Genomic DNA, 21,181 nt, shown 5'->3' with positions numbered 1-21,181 from the left:
GGCATGTTCACGGATGCGCGCTTCCGCCTGCGTCCGCAGGATCCGGCGGACTGCCTGAGGCGGCTATTATCGCGCGCCCTGCCGCCGCGCCTCCCGCCGTGACGCCCTCTTCGCCGCTGCCGATCATGGCCAGACGCGCCTTCTTCCGGCGTTTCGCCATCGGGAGTCCGCCCAACCGGGAGCGGTTCTCTCCGGCGCTCCCCCTCCCTGCATCGCGTCATGCGATGGTGATTTGTCTGTTAGCGGCCTGTGTCATTCTTCCCCGGGCCGAGGCCCGGAGCCAGGATCCGGCCATGCCTGCCGCGACGCAGGACCGTCCGGCCCCCGAAGCGACCATTTCGCCCTCCGGCGTGCCGCAGGCACAAGCGGAGGCACAGACGCAGGCACAGGCACAGACCGCCGACAATGCGTCCGCTCCCGTCATCATTCCGCCGCTGCCCGTCCTGTCGGATGAGAAGGCACGCGAGGAAGCGGCGCGACTGACCCGGTCGATGAAACGCAAGGTTGCGCGCTTTTCGACCTATACCCCCGAAATACGACAGCGCTTCATCCGTCTGGCCCATGCCATGATCGCCCGGACGGGAACCCCCATAGATCGTCCCCAGCTACTCATGGTGGTCGACCGCAACCCAAGGGTGCAAAGGCTGAGCTTCGTACTCGCCCTGCCGGGTACCGCTTCCTGGGAAGCGCTCGGCGGCACGCCGGTCTCCACCGGGCGGGCAGGCCGCAAATATTACTACATCACGCCCGTGGGCGTCTTTCCGAACACGACCGACCGTCTCGGTTACCGGGCACTCGGCACGAAGAACCGCAACGGCATTCGTGGCATCGGGGCGAAGGGCATGCGGGTCTGGGATATGGGCTGGCACAATGCAGTCAAGGGCTGGCGTGCCGATCACGAAACGGGCGATATCCGGCTCGAGATTCACGCAACCGACCCGGATTTCCTCGAGCAGCGTCTGGGTCATCCCGCGTCCGAAGGCTGCATCCGTATCCCGGCGAGCCTCAACGTGTTCATGGACAGGAACGGTCTTCTCGACGTCCAGTACGAACAAGCCGCCAGCTATGATGGGCGGTTCCGCGCCCTGTTGCCGAAGGACCGCACCCCCACGCCGATCGCAGGCGATCTGCTCGTGGTCGTCGATTCCGCCGAGCCCGTCCAGGCCGTGACCGCTGCGGCGGCCCCGCCTCATGCCGGACCGGCAGGACCGGCGGGCTGACACCCCGGAAAAAAGGCGCGGGGTCGCCTTTCGCATACCACCCTCCCGCCATGTGCATGAGGGGCCGATCTTTGTGACTTGCCCCGACAGACGGACTGTCCTTCCCTGATCGCTCCATCAGGGAGGGGTCGAAATCATGTCAGGAACGCGCACGGAGCACGATCTGCTCGGAACCCTCGAGATTCCCGCAGAGGCCTATTACGGAATTCACACCTTGCGGGCGGTCGGGAATTTTCCCATCACGGGCCGGACGATCTCGTCCTATCCCGAGCTGATCAACGCTCTGGCCGCCATCAAGCAGGCCGCGGCTCTGACCAATCACGATCTCGGCCTTCTGGATGAGCGCCGCAAGGATGCGATCGTGGCTGCCTGCGAGGATATCCGCGCAGGCGCATTGCACGACCAGTTCGTGGTCGATGTGATCCAGGGAGGGGCGGGAACCTCCACCAACATGAATGCGAACGAGGTGATCGCCAACCGGGCGCTCGAGCATCTGGGCCGGGAGCGCGGCGAGTATACGGCGCTTCATCCGATCGATCACGTCAATATGGGCCAGAGCACGAATGACGTGTATCCGACGGCGCTGCGCATCGCCACGATCCACGGCGTCAATACGCTCTGCGGTGCCATGGGCGTCCTGCGATCGGGTTTCGAAGCGAAAGCGGTCGCGTTTCACGACGTTCTGAAAATGGGTCGAACCCAGCTTCAGGATGCCGTGCCCATGACGCTCGGTCAGGAATTCACGACCTACGCCATCATGATTGAGGAGGATCAGAAACGGCTTGCCGAGGCGATCCTCCTGATCAGCGAGATCAATCTCGGGGGAACCGCAATCGGCACGGGTATCGCCGGACATCCCGAATTTCCGGAACGGGTCTGCACCCATCTCAACCGGATCACCCGGCTGGGGCTTCTCACCGCGAGCGACCTGATCGAGGCGACGCAGGATTGCGGCGCCTTCGTGCAGCTGTCGGGCGTGCTCAAGCGCTTTGCGGTCAAGCTCTCGAAAATCTGCAACGACCTGCGTCTGCTGTCTTCCGGCCCCCGCGCGGGATTCAACGAGATCAATCTGCCACCCGTGCAATCGGGCTCTTCCATCATGCCCGGCAAGATCAACCCGGTCATTCCGGAGGTGGTGAACCAGGTCGCCTTCGAGGTGATCGGCAACGACCTTACGGTGACCATGGCGGCCGAGGGCGGTCAGCTCCAGCTCAATGCCTTCGAACCGATCATCGCCCATAGTCTCTTCAAGAGCCTGACCCATCTGGTCGCGGCCTGCCTGACCCTCGAAGAGAAATGCATCAGGGGAATCACGGCCAACACCGCACATCTCCATGCGATGGTGACCCATTCCATCGGTCTGGTCACGGTGCTCAATCCCTATATCGGCTACGAAACCGCCACGGAAATCGCGCTGGAAGCGCACAGGACGGGTCGGGGCGTGATCGAACTGGTGCGCGAGCGCAAACTCGTTCCCGAAGCGGTTCTCGAGAGCGTTCTTTCTCCCGAGACCCTGTGCCGTATCCATGGGAGCGACCAGCATCTCGAACGATCGCACATGGACTAGATTACCGCGTGTCGGCATGTCCGAATCGTCTCCGGTCGTGATAGAGAGATGCCGTGACGATGACCGATACCCAAGACCGCCCCGCGGCCGATGACGGCCTGACTGCCCTCCTCCGGCGTTCGCCTCCCGCCAATCCCGAGGCGGAGCGTGCCCTTCTGGGTGCGCTCCTGACCAACAACAAGGCCTATGAACGCGTCTCGGATTTCCTGATCGCGGCGCATTTCGCCGATCCCCTGCATGGACGCATTTTCGAGGCCATCGCACGGCGAATCGATCGCGGAATGCTGGCCGATCCCATCACGATGCGTGCCGAGTTCGAACATTCCGGCCTGCTCGACGAGGTGGGCGGCCCGCAATATCTGGGCCAGCTTCTCATGGCCATGGTCGGTATCGTCAATGCGGGCGATTACGGCCGCGCCATCCATGATGCATGGATCCGCCGACAGCTGATCGAGATCGGCGAGAACGTCGTCAACAATGCCTATGGCGCCCGTGCCGATCTCGAGGGCAGTGACCAGATCGCTGCCGCCGAGGAGACCCTTTTCAAGCTCGCGACCGACAAGGGACAGGATGGCGGGTTCGTCACGTTCGAGCGCGCGCTGACCGGCGCGCTCCAGGTCGCCGAACAGGCATTCCAGAGAACGGGCGATGTCTCCGGGCTTACCTCGGGCCTGCGCGATTTCGACAAGAAGACGGGCGGGCTCCATCCATCCGATCTGCTCATTCTCGCCGGACGTCCGGCCATGGGCAAGACGGCCCTCGCGACCAAGATCGCTTTCTCCGCGGCGCGGGCGCTATTACGCGAAGCCGAGGACAAGGGCACGAAACCCCGCGGGGCCGTCGCCATCTTCTCCCTCGAAATGTCGTCCGAACAGCTCGCCACGCGAATCCTCTCCGAGCAATCGGAGGTTTCCGGCGAGAAAATCCGCCGCGGCGATATCGGACAGCGCGAGTTCGACCGCTTCGTGCGGGTTTCACGCGAACTGTCCGAACTGCCCCTGCATATCGACGATACACCTGCCATTTCCCTGTCCGCCATGCGTACGCGCTGCCGCCGCCTGGCAAGAACCAAGGGGCTGAGCCTTGTCGTGGTGGATTATCTGCAACTGATGCGCCCGGCGATCGGCACCAAACCCGAAAGCCGCGTGCTCGAGATCTCGATGATCACACAGGGCCTGAAAGCGATAGCAAAGGAGCTTTCCGTTCCGGTGATCGCTCTTTCCCAGCTCTCGCGACAGGTCGAATCCCGCGAGGACAAGCGTCCCATGCTCTCAGATCTGCGTGAATCCGGTTCGATCGAGCAGGACGCCGACGCGGTCATGTTCGTTTACCGCGACGAATATTATCTCCAGCAGCGCATGCCCAAAGACAGCGCCTATGAGAGCATGGACAAATACCAGGTCGCCATGGAGGAATGGCAACGCAAGATGGCGCTCGTCCATAACAAGGCGGAACTCATACTGGAAAAACAGCGTCACGGACCGACCGGCACGATCCCTCTCTATTTCGAGGGCGAATTCACGCGCTTTGGCGATCTCGACACGGTTCACGACATGTGAGACCGCGTGGGGCAGGTGTCGTGAGGTCGATGCACACGCGGTAAGTGCATGCAGCCCGCGTCTCACACATCCTGCGCCTGAAGCCAGCCACGCCAGCCGCCGCTGGCAGTGATGTCCTTCGCAGCAGCGAGGGCGAGTCCCTCGCAGATAAACCCCGTCTCCCGGCGCCCGTCTGCAAGCTCGATCCTGCCGAGCCCGAGAGGCTCGGGAATCTGGGCGAGAAACGAACCGAGTTCGACCTGAGGCATCTCCCATACCTCCACGGCAATGGCTGCGCCTCCCTCAGCGCATTTCTCCAGCCCGGGCCGCAATGGCTCCCCTCCCGCCAGAACATGAAGCCGGTAGCACGGCGCGGTCGTCGTCGCTTCGATCAGGGACGCGCCGCGTGCACGCAATTGCCAGTTGAGCGCCAACCCGTCGAGATGGGCGCCACAAACGACGATCCTGATCCGGTCTCCAGTCACCGGACGCGACGGCGGCGCGCCCGGAAGGCCGCGATCGCAGGCGAGTCGCAGCGCCGATTTTCTCTGAAATGCGTCCGCAACGCTGAGAAGATACTGATCCGTAAAACACCTGCCGACGAGCGTCACGCCCCAGGGCAGGCCATCGGTCATGAAGGCCGACGGTACGGCCACCGCCGCGTAATCGAGGAGATTGACGAAATTCGTGTAGGTCCCGAGCAGGGAATTCGCCGCAACCGGCTGCGCCTCGAGTTCGGCGAGAGTCACCGGCCTCGGCATGGTCGGCGTCAGCAGAAAAGACAGATTATCGAGGATGGCATCGCACCGGCGTTTGAGTTTGCGAAGCCTGTAGAAAGCGGAAAACACGTCCGTCGCCGCATAGTCGGGCGCTTTCGCCAGCACATCGCGAATGACGGGCAAGATCGCCTGCGGCTCTCGCGCGAGAAGCGCCTCGACCACGAGATGACGCTCGGCAACCCAGGGGCCTTCGTAAAGCAGCCGTGCCGCCTCCAGAAAAGCCGAGAGATCGACGGAAACGGCGATGCCTCCCATTGCCTCGAGGCGCGAAACCGCCTGCGCGAAAAGCGCCGGACTTTCGACGCATCCCGCGAATTCTGCCCCTTCGGGCACGCCGAAGCGGAAACCGGCCGATACCGTGCCGAACCCTGCGGCCCCGTTCCATTGCGGATTACGGCGGCTATAGTCATCCAGCGGGTCGTACTGCGCCAGAAGCGCGAGCAGATGACTGGCCTCCCCTGCCGATGCGGTCAGGAGGGTCGTACAATCGAGGCTACGGCAGGCGGGGACGACACCCCGGGTCGAAATCAGTCCGCAACTCGCCTTGAGACCGACGAGGTTGTTGTAGGCGGCCGGAATGCGTCCGCTACCGGCAGTATCCGTGCCAAGGGCGAAACTTGCGAGCCCGAGAGCGACAGAGACGGCAGAGCCGGAGCTCGATCCGCCGGAAGGATGCCGGTCGGACACAGCGTTGCGACAGATTCCGTAGGGGGACCGTGTGCCGCTGAGTCCGGTGGCGAACTGGTCGAGATTGGTTTTCGCGACGGGAACGGCGCCAAGCATCAGAAGCCGCTCCACGACGGTCGCCGATCTGTCGGACGTATAGGCGAAAGCCGGACAGGCTGCCGTCGTGGGCACCCCCGCCAGATCGATATTGTCCTTTATCGCAAACGGTACACCGTAGAGCGGAAAGTCGTCCATCGTCCCACGCTCGAGACGGTGCAGGACCGGCTCGAGTTCCGACGGATCCAGAATATGGATAAAGGCGCGATAATAGTCGTTAAGCGCCATGGCCCGATCGCGCAAGGCATCGATCAGGATCCGAGGCGTAAAAGCGCCGTCGCGATAGGCGGCATGCAGGGTCTGGAGGTCGAGTCGCGGCAATTCGATCATCTTCATCTACTTCGCAAATACTGGCTCGGGGGAGCGATCTCAGGCTGCCGTATCGTCCCAGACGATGACCTCCGTGGGTGTCGGATTCCAGGCATTGCAGGGATTGTTCAGCTGTGGACAATTGGAAATGACGACGATCAGATCGATCTCCGCGCGCATTTCCACATATTTGAGCGGTGCCGACACGCCATCAGCAAAGACCAGCGAGCCATCCGGCTCGACGGGAACGTTCATGAAGAAATTCACGTTCGCGGTCAGATCGCGCTTGGTCAACCGCCCGTCATTGAGGCAGCTGCAAAGGAAGTTCGTGCGGCACGCATGCATATGAAACCGGTCGGCCGCATAACGTGTGGTGTTGCTTTCCTGCGCACAGGCCCCGCCGAGCGTATCGTGCCGACCGCAGGTATCGGCAGTGATCGTCGCCATCGGGTGCCCGAGACTGGAATACAGCACCGTACCTGTCGTCAGGAACAAGGCATTCTGCCGACGGATGGTGCGCTGCGCGTCGTACCGTTCACGGATATTGCGTGCATTGTAGAAAAGCGTATCGACCGCCTGGTTACCTTCCAGATCCAGAAGGCGCAGCGTCTGCCCCTTCTTCACGTCGAAAATTCCCGGCTCTCCCGCACCGATAACATGGCGAAACACGGCATTGACGGGATCGCGTTGGCTCGCGCTCATGGTCATCCGGCGTACTCCCTTACAGACAGAAAATTTCGGTGTTGCGAAAGGCGCGTTCGTTTTCCCCGCAGGACCGGCGACAGGCGTCCAGAGCGGCGGGATCCGATGCGTCCTCGATGGCGAATGAGACGGAACCGGGTGTGTAGGACGGGGACGGATCCATCGGGTGCGGTACGGCCGTCATGACGACGAGCGTATCCATCAGCGCGTGAAGCACCACATCCTGACCCGGCTGCGCATGATCGGGGACAAAACGAAGCACGCCCCCGGACCCGACCGCCACCTTGCTGAAGAGATTGACGACCATCGGAATGTCCCGTGCGTCGAGATCCCATTTCCCGAGTTCGACAAGCAGATTATCGTAACCGTTGCGAAAGAAGGCGTTTCGCAGATCCTGAAACCGCCCGGAGCCGTATTTCTCTTCCGTCTCGACCGCATTGAGAACGCCTCCGAAACAGTCATGCCAGCCGCAGCGATCCTCGGTAATCGCAAGCAGGACGCGCCCCATATCGGAGTGAAGGCAATGTCCCTTCGTGAGAAAGGCCGTATGCTGGGCCTTGAGCGTATCGGGAAGGTTCAGTCTTTCGCTTGTCAGAGCGGCATTGAACGCGACCAGTGCCAGATTGGCGTTTCTGTCGCACGCAGTCAGCCGCAATTGCCATCCCGCCTTGACGACGAGAGATCGGTGTCCGCCTCCCGGGATCGTCTCCCGGTAGAGAACCGCAGCGGTGGAGGGTATCTGCGCAGATTTGATCACGTCAGAGTTCCTTGTGAGAAAAATGATCCCGGCGAGCAGACCGGATCTTCCGGAGAATCAGTCCCAGCCCGAGCGCAGCACCGAGAAAGACAACCGGAAACGCCACCATGCCGGGACGCTCTCCGGAGGGATCGAACACGGCCATGCGTGGCCAGAGCGTATTGATGAAAAAGGCCGCCCCGCTCACGACGGCGACGATATTGACGCCCGCGCGCCATGTGCGTCCCTTCACCCTGAAGCCATAGCTCGGGCTTCCGCCGCGCAGCCATTGCACGCGCCGGACCAGGAGCGGGAGGGTCACCATCAGATAAGCAAGATAGGTCACAGTAACGGCAGATGCGGTGATCGCACTGAAAAGGGACGCATCCCCGAAATTGACCCAGAGAAACCCTATGCTCAGGATGCCGACCACGATCGTGGCCGTGATCGGCGTTCCGGTCCGCGACGAGATTCCGCCCAGGCGCCTGCATCCCGGTATGACCCCGTCCCGCGACATGGAGAACAGGACACGCGAGGCAGAGGTCTGGATGGCGATCGTTGCGGAAAAGACCGAAATGGCTACGGTCGCCAGAAGGATATGACCGGTGACGCCCGATGTGATCGCGTGAATGACATAGGGGATACCGATCGTCGCGAGCTCACCGGAGCCGAGCGAGGGTGCTGCCATCAATGTCCCGAGAATCACGAGCCCGCCTGCCACGAAAGAGAGGAGCAGACACCGCACGATCGCCTTGGGCGCAACGAGATCGGGCCGGCGCGTTTCTTCCGAAAGCTCCGCCGCACTGTCGAACCCGTACATCACATATACGGCCATGAGCATGGAAGCGAGAAACGCGCCGTGCGGCGTCATGCCGGGTGAGAGATGGGTCATATCCATCGTCACCGAAAAGCCCCGCCGTATATTCATGAAAAGCGCTGCGATCAGAAGACAGAGCCCCAGCATCTCGGCATAGACGCCCGCAACGGTGACGAAAGCGGAAATCCGCACGCCTATGCAGGAAATCAGAGTACTCGTCAGGATGGTGAGCGTACCGAGAATGATCGCGTTTTCCGCACCTGTCAGGGTGGTGATGTCCGCACTGCCGCCGACGAGCTGAAAACCGTCCCACAAGCTCGGCAAAATCGACTGCATGGCAATCGCGATCGCAGACACACTGACGATATAACCGATCAGCGTGAGCCAGCCCGCCATCCAGCCGATGCCGGGGGATGCGAGACGCGTCGACCATTGATAGATCGCCCCGGCTACGGGAAAACGCGCGGCCAGCTCGGCAAAGCACAGCGCGACGCAGAACTGGCCGAAAAAGACCAGCGGCCACGTCCAGAAAAAGACGGGTCCTCCGAACCCGTATCCGAGAGGGAACATCTCGAAAACCGTCGTGAGGACGGAAACGAAGGAAAATCCCGCAGCGAAGGAGGCGAAAGGACCGAGATCCCGGCGCAGCTCCTGCTGATAGCCGAAAAGCGCGAGACGCTCCTCATCCTTCAGCGAGGTGGACGCGACCTTCTGTCGTCCTGCGGGATGACGCGTCTTCACGCGTATATCGTCGGCGATCATGCTGCCGGAATCGGGAGCGGGAAAGGGAGCATCGCTCCGAAAGAGGTGTCAGCAACCGTATCGGTCGTAACCGAGATCTTGCGCCGTTTCATCGTCATATCCTTCCCGAATCAAGTCGGTTGGAAATGACGCACGCATCTCGCAGGAGATATGCGACGCCATTTCCGGCATCAGATATCTCCCGGGCTTTTGTCCCGCCGTGTAACCTTGCATATGGCAAGGCCGCGCGCTCTCGGACCAGTCATTCGGCAAAGACCGAATCGGAACCCTAGCTGCTTCCTGTTTTTCATAACGTCATCGGAAAGGAAGGTGCAATTAAAATTGTTCAAGCGAAACGATATATGTTCGTTACGTTCCGATAAAACAATCTGCGCTCTTGACGACCATACGCATCGTCATGAAAGTCGACATCTGGCGCGCTAGGGTTCCGCATTCGATCCGACGGATCGGCTGGCTGGTCCGAGAGCGGGCGGCCTTGCGCAAGCGGGGTTACACGGCGGGACAAAAGCCCGGGAGAACATGTTGCACCGTTCGAGAGGACGGCTGCTTGTGCGCACTCTCGGAGCAAGATATCCCATGCCGATATTCGATCGCATACTGATTGCCAATCGCGGCGCAATTGCCTGCCGGATCATCCGTACGCTGCGTCAGATGGGCATTTCTCCCGTCGCCATCTATGCTGAAGCCGATGTCGCGAGCCGCCATGTCCGCGAGGCGGATATCGCTATCTGCCTGGGCGAAGGCAGTGCCGCACAGACCTACCTGCAGGCCGAACGCATCATCGCAATCGCCCGGGAAACCGGCGCTTCGGCAATTCACCCCGGTTATGGCTTCCTCTCGGAGAATGCCGCATTCGCGCAGGCCTGCGCCGATGCGGGCATGATTTTCATAGGGCCCGAGCCGGATCATCTGCGCGCCTTCGGCCTCAAACATGAGGCCCGCGCTCTCGCCGCATCGCAGGACGTCCCTCTTCTGGAAGGGTCTCCATTGCTTTCCTCGGTCGAGGAAGCCTGTGCGGCAGCGTCACGGACCGGCTATCCCGTCATGCTCAAAAGCACGGCTGGCGGCGGCGGAATAGGCATGCGTATCTGCCGCGACGAGACGGAACTGACCGGGATTTTCGAGACCGTCCGTCAGCTCGGCAGCAATAATTTCGGCGATGCGGGCGTCTTCGTCGAGAAATTCATCGAGCGCGCGCGCCATCTCGAAGTGCAGATTTTCGGCGATGGCCGTGGAGGCGTGATTTCGCTGGGCGTGCGTGACTGCTCGGTGCAGCGACGCAATCAGAAGGTCATCGAGGAAACACCGGCCCCGGGCCTGCCGGACGGTCTCGCCGACGCCTTGTGCGATGCAGCCATCCGGCTTGGCAGGGCGGTATCTTATCGCAACGCCGGCACTGTGGAATTCGTCTATGACAGCATCACGAGGGGCTGGTATTTCCTCGAGGTGAACACCCGCCTCCAGGTCGAGCACGGCGTAACCGAAGAGGTCTGGGGTGTCGATCTGGTGCGCTGGATGATCGAGCTGGAGGCGGGAACGCTCCCCCCTCTGGAACAGCTCGCCTCGGGGCTGAAACCCTCCGGCCATGCGATCGAGGCGCGACTTTACGCAGAGGATCCGGGCAAGAATTTCCAGCCAGCACCCGGCCTGCTGACCGAAGTCGCTTTCCCGCCATCCGATAAAGGCAGCCTCAGGATCGATGGCTGGCTCGAAGCGGGCGTCGAGATCTCCCCCTTCTTCGATCCCATGGTGGCGAAATTCATCGCCCATGCCCCCTCTCGGGAAGCAGCAATCGCACGGCTCGACGATGCACTGGCAGCCACACGCCTGTACGGCACGGAAACGAACCGGACCTATCTGCGGCAGATCCTGGCCTTCGAGCCATTCCTGACAGGGGCGCCCTGGACGCGCTGCCTCGAGACGCTCGCCTTCGAGACGGCACGCATCGACGTGATTTCAGGAGGCACACAGACGACGATCCAGGATTATCCCGGGCGTCTCGGCTACTGGAATGTCGGCGTACCGCCCTCGGGCCCCATGGATAGTCGCGCTTTCCGGCTCGGCAACGCACTCCTCGGCAATCCTCCGGAGACCCCCGGTCTCGAGATCACGATGAGCGGACCGATACTGCGTTTCACGCGCGAGACGCTGGCCGTCGTGACCGGGGCGGATATTCCAGTTTCCATCGACAACCGCCCCTGCGCGATGGGAACGGTATTGCGGATCGGTGCGGGAGAAACCCTGACCCTCGGCACGGCGCGCAAGGGTACGCGGGCAATGCTCTGCCTCCATGGAGGTCTTGCGGTTCCGGCCTATCTGGGCAGCCGCGCCACCTTCACCCTCGGGCAGTTCGGCGGCCATGCCGGGCGCGCGATACGGGCGGGAGACGTTCTGCATCTCGGATCTCCGGACCGGTCGCCCGTTCCGGTCGAAGGCGCATCGCTCGCGCCGGAGCTGTATCCTGTCCCTCAGGACGAAACCGGCGCAACACGCATTCTGCGTGTGATCTACGGTCCGCACGGCGCGCCCGAATATTTCACCCCTGCCTATGTCGAGACCTTTCTCGCTGCCGAATGGGAGGTTCATTTCAATTCGAACCGAACCGGAATCCGCCTGATCGGGCCACGTCCCGAATGGGTGCGTGACAGCGGCGGCGAGGCGGGACTTCATCCCTCGAACATTCACGACAATCCCTATGCCATAGGTGCGGTGGACTTCACCGGAGACATGCCTGTCATTCTCGGGCCGGACGGTCCCAGTCTCGGGGGGTTTGTCTGTCTCGTCACGATCATCGAGGCCGATCTGTGGCAGCTGGGCCAGCTCCGCGCAGGCGACCGCCTCCGGTTCGTGCCCGTCGATCTCGAAACCGCCCGGCGCCTCTCCCTCGCGCAGAATGCTGAAATCGCCACCCTGTCGCCACGGGTCGTGCCCTGGGCGCCCGTCCGGCCGCAAAGCCCCGTCGTTCTCTCCCTCGGTGAAGGTGCATTAGGTCTCGTTGCCCGTCTGGCAGGCGACACTGCGCTTCTCGTCGAGATCGGGGAAGCCACCCTCGATATCGCGCTGCGCTTTCGTGTCCACGCGCTCATGCAGGCCTTCGAACACGACTGTCCTGCCGGTGTCATCGATCTCACCCCCGGCATCCGGTCCCTGCAAATCCACTATGTTCCGGAAAAATTGCCGCTCCCCTCATTGCTCTCGTATCTCTCGACCCTGTGGCGCGACGTAACGGAAAACCGCGATATCAGGGTGCAGTCGCGCACCGTCCATCTCCCGCTCTCCTGGGACGACCCGGCCTGTCGGCTCGCCATCGAGAAATACGCAACCACGGTGCGCCCCAATGCCCCATGGTGCCCGAGCAATATCGAGTTCATTCGCCGCATCAACGGACTCCAGACGACAAAAGCCGTTCAGGACCTCGTTTTCGATGCACGATACCTCGTCATGGGCCTCGGGGATGTCTATCTTGGCGCCCCTGTCGCAACCCCGCTCGATCCGCGCCATCGTCTGGTCACGACGAAATACAATCCGGCCCGCACATGGACGGCCGAGAACTCGGTCGGGATCGGCGGCGCCTATCTGTGCGTCTACGGCATGGAGGGGCCGGGCGGATACCAGTTCATCGGCCGGACGCTTCAGATGTGGGTACGCTACCGGCTGCCCGACGCTTTCGGCGGCAAGCCGTGGCTGCTCCGTTTTTTCGACCAGTTGCGCTTCTTCCCTGTCTCCACCGGGGAACTCGAGGTAATCCGGCGGGATTTCCCTTTAGGCCGTTACGCACCGCGCATCGAGGAGGGCACGCTCTCCCTGTCGGAATATGAGGCGTTCCTCGATCGGAACCGCTCCGAAATCGCGACGTTCCGTGCACATCAGGCCGAAGCGTTCGAGGCAGAACGCCGCTACTGGATCGAAGCAGGTCTCGACCGCTTCGAGAGCGGGGACGCCGTGCTTTCTACGGAGGATGACAGGCCGCTCGACGAGGGCGAAATCGCCATAGAGAGCAGCATCGCGGGCAATGTCTGGCAGGTTCTGGTTTCGGAAGGCGAAACCGTCTCCGCCGGTCAGACCGTTGCGATGCTCGAATCCATGAAGATCGAGATCGCGGTCCAGTCTCCTGCCGCCGGGACGATACGCGCCGTGCGTGTTGCGCCCGGCGGGCTGGCCAGGGCAGGGCAGACGATCATGGTGCTTGCGCAGGAGAACCCGTAAGCCCGCCCGGTTCCTGGGCAGGCAGCACGCCGTGCCTCGGGCGCGGCGTGTCATGGGGCGGGAAGCGCGTCAGAAATCGGCGGTCATGGGGTCGGGGCCGGTACGGCCGTCCGCGCGATCCAGCGTCGCGATTTTCGCCATGTCGTCCTCATCCAGAGAAAAATCGAACACATCGAAATTCTCGTCGATCCGCTTCGGATTGGCCGATTTGGGAATCACGATGTTTCCGAGATCGAGGTGCCAGCGGATCACCACCTGACCCGCGCTCTTGCCGTGTTTTCTGGCGATACCGGCAACGATCTCGTTATCCAGCCCTGCGCCGCGTCCGAGCGGGCTCCAGGCTTCCGTCCGGATATCGTGCGCCTCGTTGAAAGCCCGCAGCTCCTTCTGCTGGAAGGACGGATGCAGCTCGATCTGGTTGAGCACCGGCGCGACGCCGGTTTCCTCGATCAGGCGCGTGAGGTGTTCCGGCTCGAAATTGCATACGCCGATCGACGTGACGCGTCCTTCCTCCCTCAGGGAGATCAGCGTCTTCCATGTCTCGACATAAAGATCCTTTTTCGGCATCGGCCAGTGAATCAGATAGAGATCGACGGGATCGTGGCGCAGCTTCTTCGCGCTTTCGTCGAAGGCGCGCAATGTGGCGTCCCGCCCCATATCGGTGGCCCAGAGCTTGGTTACGGCATAGAGGTCCGGATAATCCTGCAAGGCATCTCCGACACCGCTTTCATTGCCATAGAATGAAGCGGTATCGACCATCCTGTAACCGGTTTTGGCGGCATGACGGACGATCTCCGCCGTTTCGTCGGCAGGCGTCTTGTAGACACCGAGGCCGAGCTGGGGAATCCGGGTGCCGTCATTGAGCGCGAGGTGAAGATATTCCTCATTTGCGAGAGGCGTGGCCGAAGCCAGATCGGGAGAAAAGTTATCACGGGACATGGGAGGCTCCTTGGGGGCAAGCAGGCGTCAGGGATAGGGACCTAGCGATCAAGCCCCCTTCCAGGTTGCACTGCATTGCGCGATCGGATGAGCCGCGCAGCTCATTCATGCGTGAGGCCCGTTCCCGCACGAAGTCCGGCCCGGGGCCTTGCGCACATCGGGGCCGGGATGAAGGGCGGGGCAGAACGAAGGGGACACGACGGGAGCGCGCGCGCCTTTTTCCGGTCGGGCCACGGAAGAACATGCCGTGGCAAAAACCTCGTGCCACCCCGGTTCTGGCAAGGCCCGGAATGTGATAGCCTTGCTGCGTGATGACTGCCCTGACCGCCCCCGACTCCTCCCCCGATGCACCGCGTGCCGCATCGCCATGCGCCACGTCTTCCTGCGTCGCGAGCGATGCCCCGCTCGTTCTGGCCCTTCCGAAGGGGCGCATCCTCAAGGCGCTCGGCCCGGTTCTGGAGCGCACGGGGCTGTTCCATGACGGAAGCGCGATCGGCGAAGGCACACGCAGCCTGCGCTTTCCGACGCAGGATCCTCAGGTGGACGTGGTACGGGTACGGTCCTTCGATGTGGCGACCTTCGTAGCCCATGGAGGGGCCCAGATCGGCGTATGCGGCGCCGATGTGCTCATGGAATTCGATTATCCCGATATCTACGCCCCCCTCGATCTGGGAATCGGCGGATGCCGCATCTCGATCGCCCGCCCGGTCGATGCACGGCATGAGGAAACCGCGGTAGCCAGCTCACATATTCGTGTAGCGACGAAATACCCCACCATCACGCGTCGTCATTTCGCGACGCAGGGCATCAATGCCGAGATCGTCCATCTCCATGGCGCGATGGAGCTTGCCCCGACACTCGATATGGCCAGCATCATCGTCGATCTCGTGGATACGGGTTCGACGCTCAAGGCCAACGGTCTGCGCGAGACGGAGGTCATCGCGCACGTCACCAGCCGGCTGATCGTCAATCGTGTCGCACTCAAGACCCGCCCCGAAGCCATTCGCGCGCTCATCGAACGGTTTCGCGACGCCCTGCAGGAGAAAGCGGCATGAAATGGCTCGAGACGACAGAGGCCGATTTCTCCACCCGACTCGCTACGCTCCTCGCGGATCGGGGCGCTGTGGAAACCGGGGTGAGCACGCCCGTCAGTGAGATCATCGCTGACATTCGCAGGCGCGGGGACGACGCGCTTTGCGCCTATACGGCCCGGTTCGACAGGCTGACCCTTGCCCCGGACACGATCCGCATCGGCGAGGACGAGATCGCGCAGGCGGCAGATCGCGTCGAGGGCGACCTTCTCGAGGCCCTGTCTCTGGCAGCGCAGCGTATCGAGTCGTTCCATCGGGCCCAGCTGCCGCGCGACATGTCCTACACCGACGAAGCCGGCCTCACGCTGGGCATGCGCTGGACGCCGCTCGATGCGGTCGGACTCTATGTGCCGGGAGGCAAGGCAGCCTATCCTTCCTCGGTCCTCATGAACGCCCTGCCCGCCCGGGTGGCGGGTGTCGGCCGCATCGCCATGTGCGTCCCCTGTCCCGACGGGGTGCTCAACCCGCTCGTTCTGGCCGCGGCGCGCCTTAGCGGTGTGACCGAGATCTATCGTGTCGGCGGCGCGCAGGCCGTGGCCGCCCTCGCCTATGGCACCGCCAGCATCGCTCCGGTGGACCGGATCGTAGGCCCGGGCAATGCCTATGTCGCCGAGGCGAAACGTCAGGTTTTCGGCCATGTGGGCATCGATTCCATCGCAGGCCCCTCCGAGGTCGTGATCGTTGCCGACGACCGCAACGATCCGCGGTTCGTCGCGCTCGACCTGCTGGCCCAGGCCGAACACGACGAGCTGGCGCAGGCCGTTCTCATCACCGACAGCGCGGCTTTCGCCCGGCAGGTGGTTGCCGCAGTCGAAAACGAGCTCAGGACCCTGCCTCGCGCCGCCATCGCCGGTCGCTCCTGGGCCGATCACGGCGCTGTCGTCATCGTGCGGAACTGGCAGGAAGCCGCGCAGATCGCCAATGATTTCGCATCCGAACATCTCGAGATCATGCTCGATGCGCCGGAGGACTTCGCAGCCCAAATCCGCCATGCCGGCGCGCTGTTCCTCGGACGTTACTGCCCTGAAGCCGTGGGCGATTATGTCGGCGGCCCGAATCACGTCCTGCCCACCAGCCGTACGGCCCGCTTCGCTTCGGGGCTTTCGGTCTTCGATTTCCTCAAACGCAGCACTTCGATCGCTGCCGGTCCCGACGCTTTGCGTGCCGTGGGCCCTGCAGGCGCCCGACTCGCGCGGGCCGAAGGACTGGACGCACACGCTTCGAGCCTGACCGCCCGACTCGACGCTCTGGGGGCGGCGCAGGACTGAACGCGCCGCTTTCCCCCTTCAGAATGCCAAGAAACTTGACGGAACGGCCGCCAGTCCGCACATACGCGGCAGAATTTTTCCTGCCGACACGTCGTCGGCCCGATCCAGCACCCATATCGTAAGGACTCAGATGTCAAAAGAAGACATGATCGAATTCAGCGGCACCGTGACCGAGCTGCTGCCCAACGCCATGTTCCGCGTCACGCTCGACAACGAACACACCATTCTGGCCCATACGAGCGGAAAGATGCGCAAGAACCGCATCCGCGTTCTGGCCGGTGACCGCGTCAACGTCGAAATGACCCCATACGACCTTTCCAAAGGCCGCATCACCTTCCGCTTCAAGTAAGAGCGCTCTTTCGTGACCGATGGCATACGGCCGGCGCTGATTCTCGCCTCGGCCTCGCCCCGGCGGATCGATCTCCTGCGCCAGATCGGGATCGTTCCCGACCGGATCGAGGCGGCTGCGCTCGACGAATCCCCGCGCCAGAACGAATCGCCGCGCGGCTGCGTGGCGCGTCTGGCACGGATGAAGGCCGAAGTCGTTGCGGAGCGCTGCGAGTCGCCCGCGCTGGTTCTGGGGGCCGATACGATCGTCGCGGTCGGTCGCCGTATCCTGCCCAAGGCCGAAGACAGGGCGACAGCGGAATCCTGCCTCCGTATGCTCTCGGGGCGGCGCCATACCGTTCTGACGGCCGTATCCCTGGTGCCGAGCGCGCATTGGCCCGAAGGGCGGATGGCCGAAAGACTGGTCGAGACGGCTGTAACGTTCTCGCGCCTGTCCGAGGCTCAGCTGAACGCGCTGCTCGATCAGGGCGACTGGGCGGGCAAGGCCGGAGGCTATGCGCTTCAGGGCGCCGCGGCCTCGGTCATCCGATATGTCGGCGGCAGTCCCTCGGGGGTGATCGGCCTGCCCCTGTTCGAAACGGCCCAGCTGCTGCGCGGCCAGAAAGCCCGTTTTCTCCCATGACGGAATGCCGCATCGCCTGGTCTCCGGGCGAGGCGTGGATCGCGATCTGCGACGGGGATCTTCTGATCGACTTCGCACTCTGGCGGCCCGGAAGCCCTGACGGATTCGGCGATCGTCATCTCGTGAGGGTCCGGAGCTGCATGCCCGCACTCGGCGGCGCCTTCGTTACCCTGGGCGACGGTACAGACGGTTTTCTGACCGGCACGCATCAGGAGGGTACCCTCGTTCGCGCGCGCGTCACGCGCAGCCCCCAGAACGGCAAGGGCCTGCGTCTCAAGCCGGCAGGCGATCCCCACAGCATAGCGGACTCCGGGGACTCCGGCCCCCGGCTCCTGGCGCCTGGCCCCTCGCCGCTCGAGGAAATCGCGACCCGCTTTCCGGATGTGCCGCTCTGCCATGACAATCCGGCACTCATCCCCCATATTCCAACGCCTTTGCGCTCCCGGCTGAAAAGGGTCCCGCGCGCCATCGACGACGTTCTTGCCGCCGAATGCGCAGAGCTGATGACCCCCGAGGCCATGCTGGCGCACGGGATCAGAGCCACCTTCACCCCGACGCCCGCCCTGATCGCCATCGATCTGGACGACCCCGAACCGGACAGGCGCGGGCATGTCGATACGTTCACCGCCAACCGGGACTCGTTCGTTCCTCTCGCCCGCGAGATACGGATGCGCAATCTCAGCGGTGCGCTGTTCGTCGATCCCGCCGGGATACCCCAGCGCAAGCGTGCGGCTCTGGTCCCGTTTCTCGGCAAGGCGCTTGCAAGCGATCCCATGCAGGCCAGGATACTGGGAGCGACATCGCTCGGCCTTCTGGAGCTGGTGCGCACGCGAGGGCGCCCCCCACTGCACGAGCTGGTACGGTCTCCGATCGGCATCGGCCTCGCGGCCCTGCGCCAGATCCTGAACGGGCACGAGCGCCATCGTTCCGGTCGGACGCCCAGACTTGCTGCATCGCTTGCCGTCTGCCATGCGCTCGAAAAAGACCCCTGTGCGCTCGATGCCTTCGCTCTGGCCTTCGGTGCGCGCCTCATGCTCGACATGGAGCCCGGTTTTCCGGATCGCTACTGGAGATTCACGCCATGACGTCCTCAGCCAGATCCGGTCCGGCCAGACCTTGCCCGGTCTGTCGCAAAGCTGCGATCGAGACCTTCCGTCCCTTCTGCAGCAAACGCTGCGCCGATATCGATCTCGGCCGGTGGTTCAACGAGGATTACAGCGTGCCCGCCTCTTCCGGAGACGAGGAAGAAAAAATCGCCGCCTCCCTGCTTGATCCCCGTGAGTTCATGGAGTAAACCCCCTTTCACACCGCAAGGTGCCGGTGCCCAAGTAGCTCAGTTGGTAGAGCATGCGACTGAAAATCGCAGTGTCGGTGGTTCGATTCCGCCCTTGGGCACCATGACGATCGCAAGGATCGCAGCCTTTTTTCCCCAAAAAGATACTTCCTGAGGACCGGCTTTGCGGATATCCCCGCTTGCGTCCGGAACGCATACGCGCCGAGGCAGCGTCTCCCCGCCCTGCTGTGACAGTCACTGCCGTGAACGTCATCTGCCGGAGCCGGGAAACGCTGTGCCTTCAGGCAGTCAGACCGCCATCGACGGTCAGTGACGTACCGGTGATATAACCGGCCTTCTCATCGACGAGGAAGGAAACGACCCGGGCAATATCCTCGATCTCGCCATAGCGTCCCGTCGCCACATGACCGGCCAGGATACGGGCGGCATCGGTATCTGACGGGTTCATGGCGGTGTTCACTGGTCCGGGTTCGACCACATTGATCGTGATGCCCCGATCCCCGAGATCGCGCGCAACCCCTTTCGCAAATCCCCGCAAGGCAGCCTTCGTCGCTGCGTAGAGCGACAGACCCGGTAGCGGTGCGCGCTCGCCGAAGGCCGATCCCATCAGCACGATCCGCCCGCCGGCGCGCATATGGGCGACGGCACGGATCGTCTCGACCATGGGACCGCGCACATTGAGATCGAGACCGGCCTGGATGGTCTCGAGAGCGATATCGTCAACCGTACCCCTGGGATAGAGTCCGGCATTGCAGACGAGAACGTCGAGACGTCCGAATCGAGCGACGGTCTCGTCGACGACCTTCTCGTTGCCTGCCGTGGTTCTGCCGTCTGCCTGGATCGCCAGAGCACGGCGCCCCAGCGCCTCGATCCGCTCGATTGTCTCCTGCGCCGAGGACGGGTCGCCCGAACAGGAAAAGGCGATATCGAAGCCCTCCGAAGCGAGACGGATGGCAATGGCAGCACCGATGCCGCGACTGGCGCCGGTCACGAGAGCGACACGTGTGGTCATGAGCGGGTTCCTTTCCCTGACATGCGGGACGGGCCATCCCGTTCCGACCCGCGCATCCTGCGACGCCCTTTCCGACAGGCGTTATCGCCGCACTCCGCAAAACTTGCCTTTTCCTCTCTTTCCCGGTCTCCTGCGCGCATGATCCTGCAGGACAAAACAGATCTTCTCGACGAGATACAGGCGCGTGTCCGCAGGCACAGCCCGCAGAAAAGCAACAAGACGGCGATCGACTTCCTGACCCTGTATCGCTCGGATTGCACGACGGATCCCTTGCTGGTGGTCCATAAGCCGCGGATCTATGTCATCATCCAGGGTGCCAAGGCGATACGCATCCGCGAACGGGGCTTCACCTACGATCAGAACAATTATCTCGTGGCGACGGTCGATCTCCCCCTCTCAGGACACATTACGCGCGCCACGCCGGAAGCCCCCTATCTTGCCGCCTGTATCGCCTTCGATCCGGACGAGATCGCAACCGTCATCGCCGAAACCCACGCCGATCCCGGGCTGCGCTCTCCCGAGCGCGCCAGTCTCGGCCTCAGCCCCATGACCGAGGATCTTCTCGATGTGTTGCGCCGTATCCTGGTCTGCCTCGACCGGGAGGAAGACAGGGCGTTTCTCGTGCCCATGCTCAAGCGCGAACTGATCTATCGCGTGCTCCAGGGCGCACAGAACCATGTGCTGCATGAGATTGCCGACAGGAAGAGCGATGCCTCGCGGATCAACCGCGCACTCGCCTGCCTGCGGGCGCATTTCATGACCGATATCCCGACCGCCGAGCTCGCGCGTCATGCCGGAATGGCCTCATCGACGTTTTTCCGGAAATTCCAGGCTGTGACCGGTCTGTCGCCCGTTCAGTATCGCACACGCCTCCGGCTCAGAGAGGCCCGGCGGCTGATGCTCGACGAGAACCGTCTCGCCACGGAGGCCGGTTTCACCGTCGGCTATGAAAGCCCCTCCCATTTTACCCGCGAATATCGCGCGCTTTACGGCCTGCCCCCCCATCGGGATATCGCCCGGATCCGTACCGTCGGCCCGGACCGGTATCGCGCCATGAACGAGGATATCTGGCAATGATCCCGACATCGACGTCCCGTCGCTTCTCCCGCCCGCGCCGTTCGCTCCCGACGCTCACGGCTGCCGTCATCGCCTTCTGTCTCTGTGCCTGTTCCCATCCGCCCCCTCCGC

17 protein-coding genes, 1 tRNA gene and 2 riboswitches are annotated in these 21,181 nt (G+C 62.9%); of the genes, 12 read left to right on the top strand and 6 right to left on the bottom strand.

All coding sequences use genetic code 11. From position 1 onward, the window contains the following. Positions 1-224 precede the first annotated feature (224 nt). The 3 genes from SSA02_RS12970 to SSA02_RS12455 all read left to right on the top strand — a co-directional run bounded on the left by SSA02_RS12970 (position 225) and on the right by SSA02_RS12455 (position 4,346). The gene (locus SSA02_RS12970; RefSeq protein WP_371859225.1) at positions 225-1,220 is read left to right on the top strand and encodes a L,D-transpeptidase; all 996 of its coding nucleotides are present in this window, start codon (positions 225-227) and stop codon (positions 1,218-1,220) included. Positions 1,221-1,356: 136 nt separating this feature from the next. Then, the gene (locus tag SSA02_RS12460; protein ID WP_147094414.1) at positions 1,357-2,787 is read left to right on the top strand and encodes an aspartate ammonia-lyase; all 1,431 of its coding nucleotides are present in this window, start codon (positions 1,357-1,359) and stop codon (positions 2,785-2,787) included. A gap of 59 nt (positions 2,788-2,846) precedes the next feature. Beyond that, the gene (locus SSA02_RS12455; protein WP_147094413.1) at positions 2,847-4,346 is read left to right on the top strand and encodes a replicative DNA helicase; all 1,500 of its coding nucleotides are present in this window, start codon (positions 2,847-2,849) and stop codon (positions 4,344-4,346) included. A gap of 62 nt (positions 4,347-4,408) precedes the next feature. Here the strand turns inward: SSA02_RS12455 and atzF are convergent, their stop codons facing one another. From atzF to SSA02_RS12435, 4 genes are read right to left on the bottom strand one after another with little or no spacing between them, the layout of a single operon-like run. Further along, positions 4,409-6,223, bottom strand: coding sequence for an allophanate hydrolase (gene atzF / locus SSA02_RS12450; protein WP_147094412.1), 1,815 nt, complete (start codon positions 6,221-6,223; stop codon positions 4,409-4,411). Between the two features lie 33 nt (positions 6,224-6,256). Next, positions 6,257-6,904, bottom strand: a complete 648-nt coding sequence (locus SSA02_RS12445) for an urea amidolyase associated protein UAAP2 (protein WP_147094411.1) — start codon at positions 6,902-6,904, stop codon at positions 6,257-6,259. Positions 6,905-6,917: 13 nt separating this feature from the next. Beyond that, positions 6,918-7,655, bottom strand: a complete 738-nt coding sequence (locus SSA02_RS12440; protein WP_147094410.1) for an urea amidolyase associated protein UAAP1 — start codon at positions 7,653-7,655, stop codon at positions 6,918-6,920. Position 7,656: 1 nt separating this feature from the next. Further along, entirely contained in the window at positions 7,657-9,213 is a 1,557-nt protein-coding gene (locus SSA02_RS12435) for an amino acid permease (RefSeq protein ID WP_147094409.1), read from the bottom strand. 176 nt (positions 9,214-9,389) lie between these two features. Further along, a riboswitch (guanidine-I (ykkC/yxkD leader) is annotated at positions 9,390-9,495 on the bottom strand. A gap of 126 nt (positions 9,496-9,621) precedes the next feature. Then, positions 9,622-9,731, top strand: a riboswitch (guanidine-I (ykkC/yxkD leader). Positions 9,732-9,795: 64 nt separating this feature from the next. Here SSA02_RS12435 and uca point away from each other — a divergent pair. Next, entirely contained in the window at positions 9,796-13,419 is a 3,624-nt protein-coding gene (uca, locus tag SSA02_RS12430) for an urea carboxylase (protein WP_147094437.1), read from the top strand. Positions 13,420-13,488: 69 nt separating this feature from the next. On the opposite strand, the gene SSA02_RS12425 is transcribed toward uca, so the two are convergent. After that, entirely contained in the window at positions 13,489-14,358 is an 870-nt protein-coding gene (locus SSA02_RS12425) for an aldo/keto reductase (RefSeq protein WP_147094408.1), read from the bottom strand. A 311-nt stretch (positions 14,359-14,669) separates the two neighbouring features. On the opposite strand from SSA02_RS12425, the gene hisG reads away from it, so the two are divergent. The 7 genes from hisG (at position 14,670) to SSA02_RS12390 (ending at position 19,085) form a co-directional block, all read left to right on the top strand. Continuing rightward, positions 14,670-15,413: an ATP phosphoribosyltransferase gene (hisG, locus tag SSA02_RS12420; protein ID WP_147094407.1), complete on the top strand. Its 744-nt coding sequence runs from the start codon at positions 14,670-14,672 to the stop codon at positions 15,411-15,413. Next, complete coding sequence (gene hisD, locus SSA02_RS12415; protein ID WP_147094406.1) at positions 15,410-16,717, top strand: histidinol dehydrogenase; 1,308 nt, start codon at positions 15,410-15,412, stop codon at positions 16,715-16,717. Before hisG ends, hisD begins: the two co-directional genes overlap by 4 nt. Before the next feature lie 130 nt (positions 16,718-16,847). Continuing rightward, positions 16,848-17,066 carry a translation initiation factor IF-1 gene (gene infA / locus SSA02_RS12410; protein ID WP_023979930.1) on the top strand — a complete coding sequence of 73 codons (219 nt, stop codon included), beginning with the start codon at positions 16,848-16,850 and terminating at the stop codon, positions 17,064-17,066. A 12-nt stretch (positions 17,067-17,078) separates the two neighbouring features. Then, positions 17,079-17,687 (top strand): Maf family protein, encoded by a 609-nt coding sequence (locus SSA02_RS12405; protein WP_147094405.1) that lies wholly within the window; start codon positions 17,079-17,081, stop codon positions 17,685-17,687. After that, positions 17,684-18,772 carry a ribonuclease E/G gene (locus tag SSA02_RS12400; RefSeq protein ID WP_147094404.1) on the top strand — a complete coding sequence of 363 codons (1,089 nt, stop codon included), beginning with the start codon at positions 17,684-17,686 and terminating at the stop codon, positions 18,770-18,772. The genes SSA02_RS12405 and SSA02_RS12400 overlap by 4 nt, the downstream gene beginning before the upstream one ends. Beyond that, entirely contained in the window at positions 18,769-18,981 is a 213-nt protein-coding gene (locus tag SSA02_RS12395; RefSeq protein ID WP_147094403.1) for a DNA gyrase inhibitor YacG, read from the top strand. Before SSA02_RS12400 ends, SSA02_RS12395 begins: the two co-directional genes overlap by 4 nt. Positions 18,982-19,009: 28 nt before the next feature. Continuing rightward, a tRNA-Phe gene (locus tag SSA02_RS12390) sits at positions 19,010-19,085 on the top strand. 176 nt (positions 19,086-19,261) lie between these two features. On the opposite strand, the gene SSA02_RS12385 is transcribed toward SSA02_RS12390, so the two are convergent. Beyond that, positions 19,262-19,993, bottom strand: a complete 732-nt coding sequence (locus tag SSA02_RS12385) for an SDR family NAD(P)-dependent oxidoreductase (protein ID WP_147094402.1) — start codon at positions 19,991-19,993, stop codon at positions 19,262-19,264. Positions 19,994-20,131: 138 nt separating this feature from the next. On the opposite strand from SSA02_RS12385, the gene SSA02_RS12380 reads away from it, so the two are divergent. Further along, complete coding sequence (locus SSA02_RS12380; protein WP_186807794.1) at positions 20,132-21,070, top strand: AraC family transcriptional regulator; 939 nt, start codon at positions 20,132-20,134, stop codon at positions 21,068-21,070. The last annotated feature ends 111 nt before the right edge of the window (positions 21,071-21,181 follow it).

This window comes from Swaminathania salitolerans, assembly GCF_007988945.1.
GTDB lineage: Bacteria > Pseudomonadota > Alphaproteobacteria > Acetobacterales > Acetobacteraceae > Swaminathania > Swaminathania salitolerans.
The sequence above is the reverse complement of the archived record's forward strand: the minus strand, read 5'-3'. Positions and strand labels throughout refer to the sequence as shown.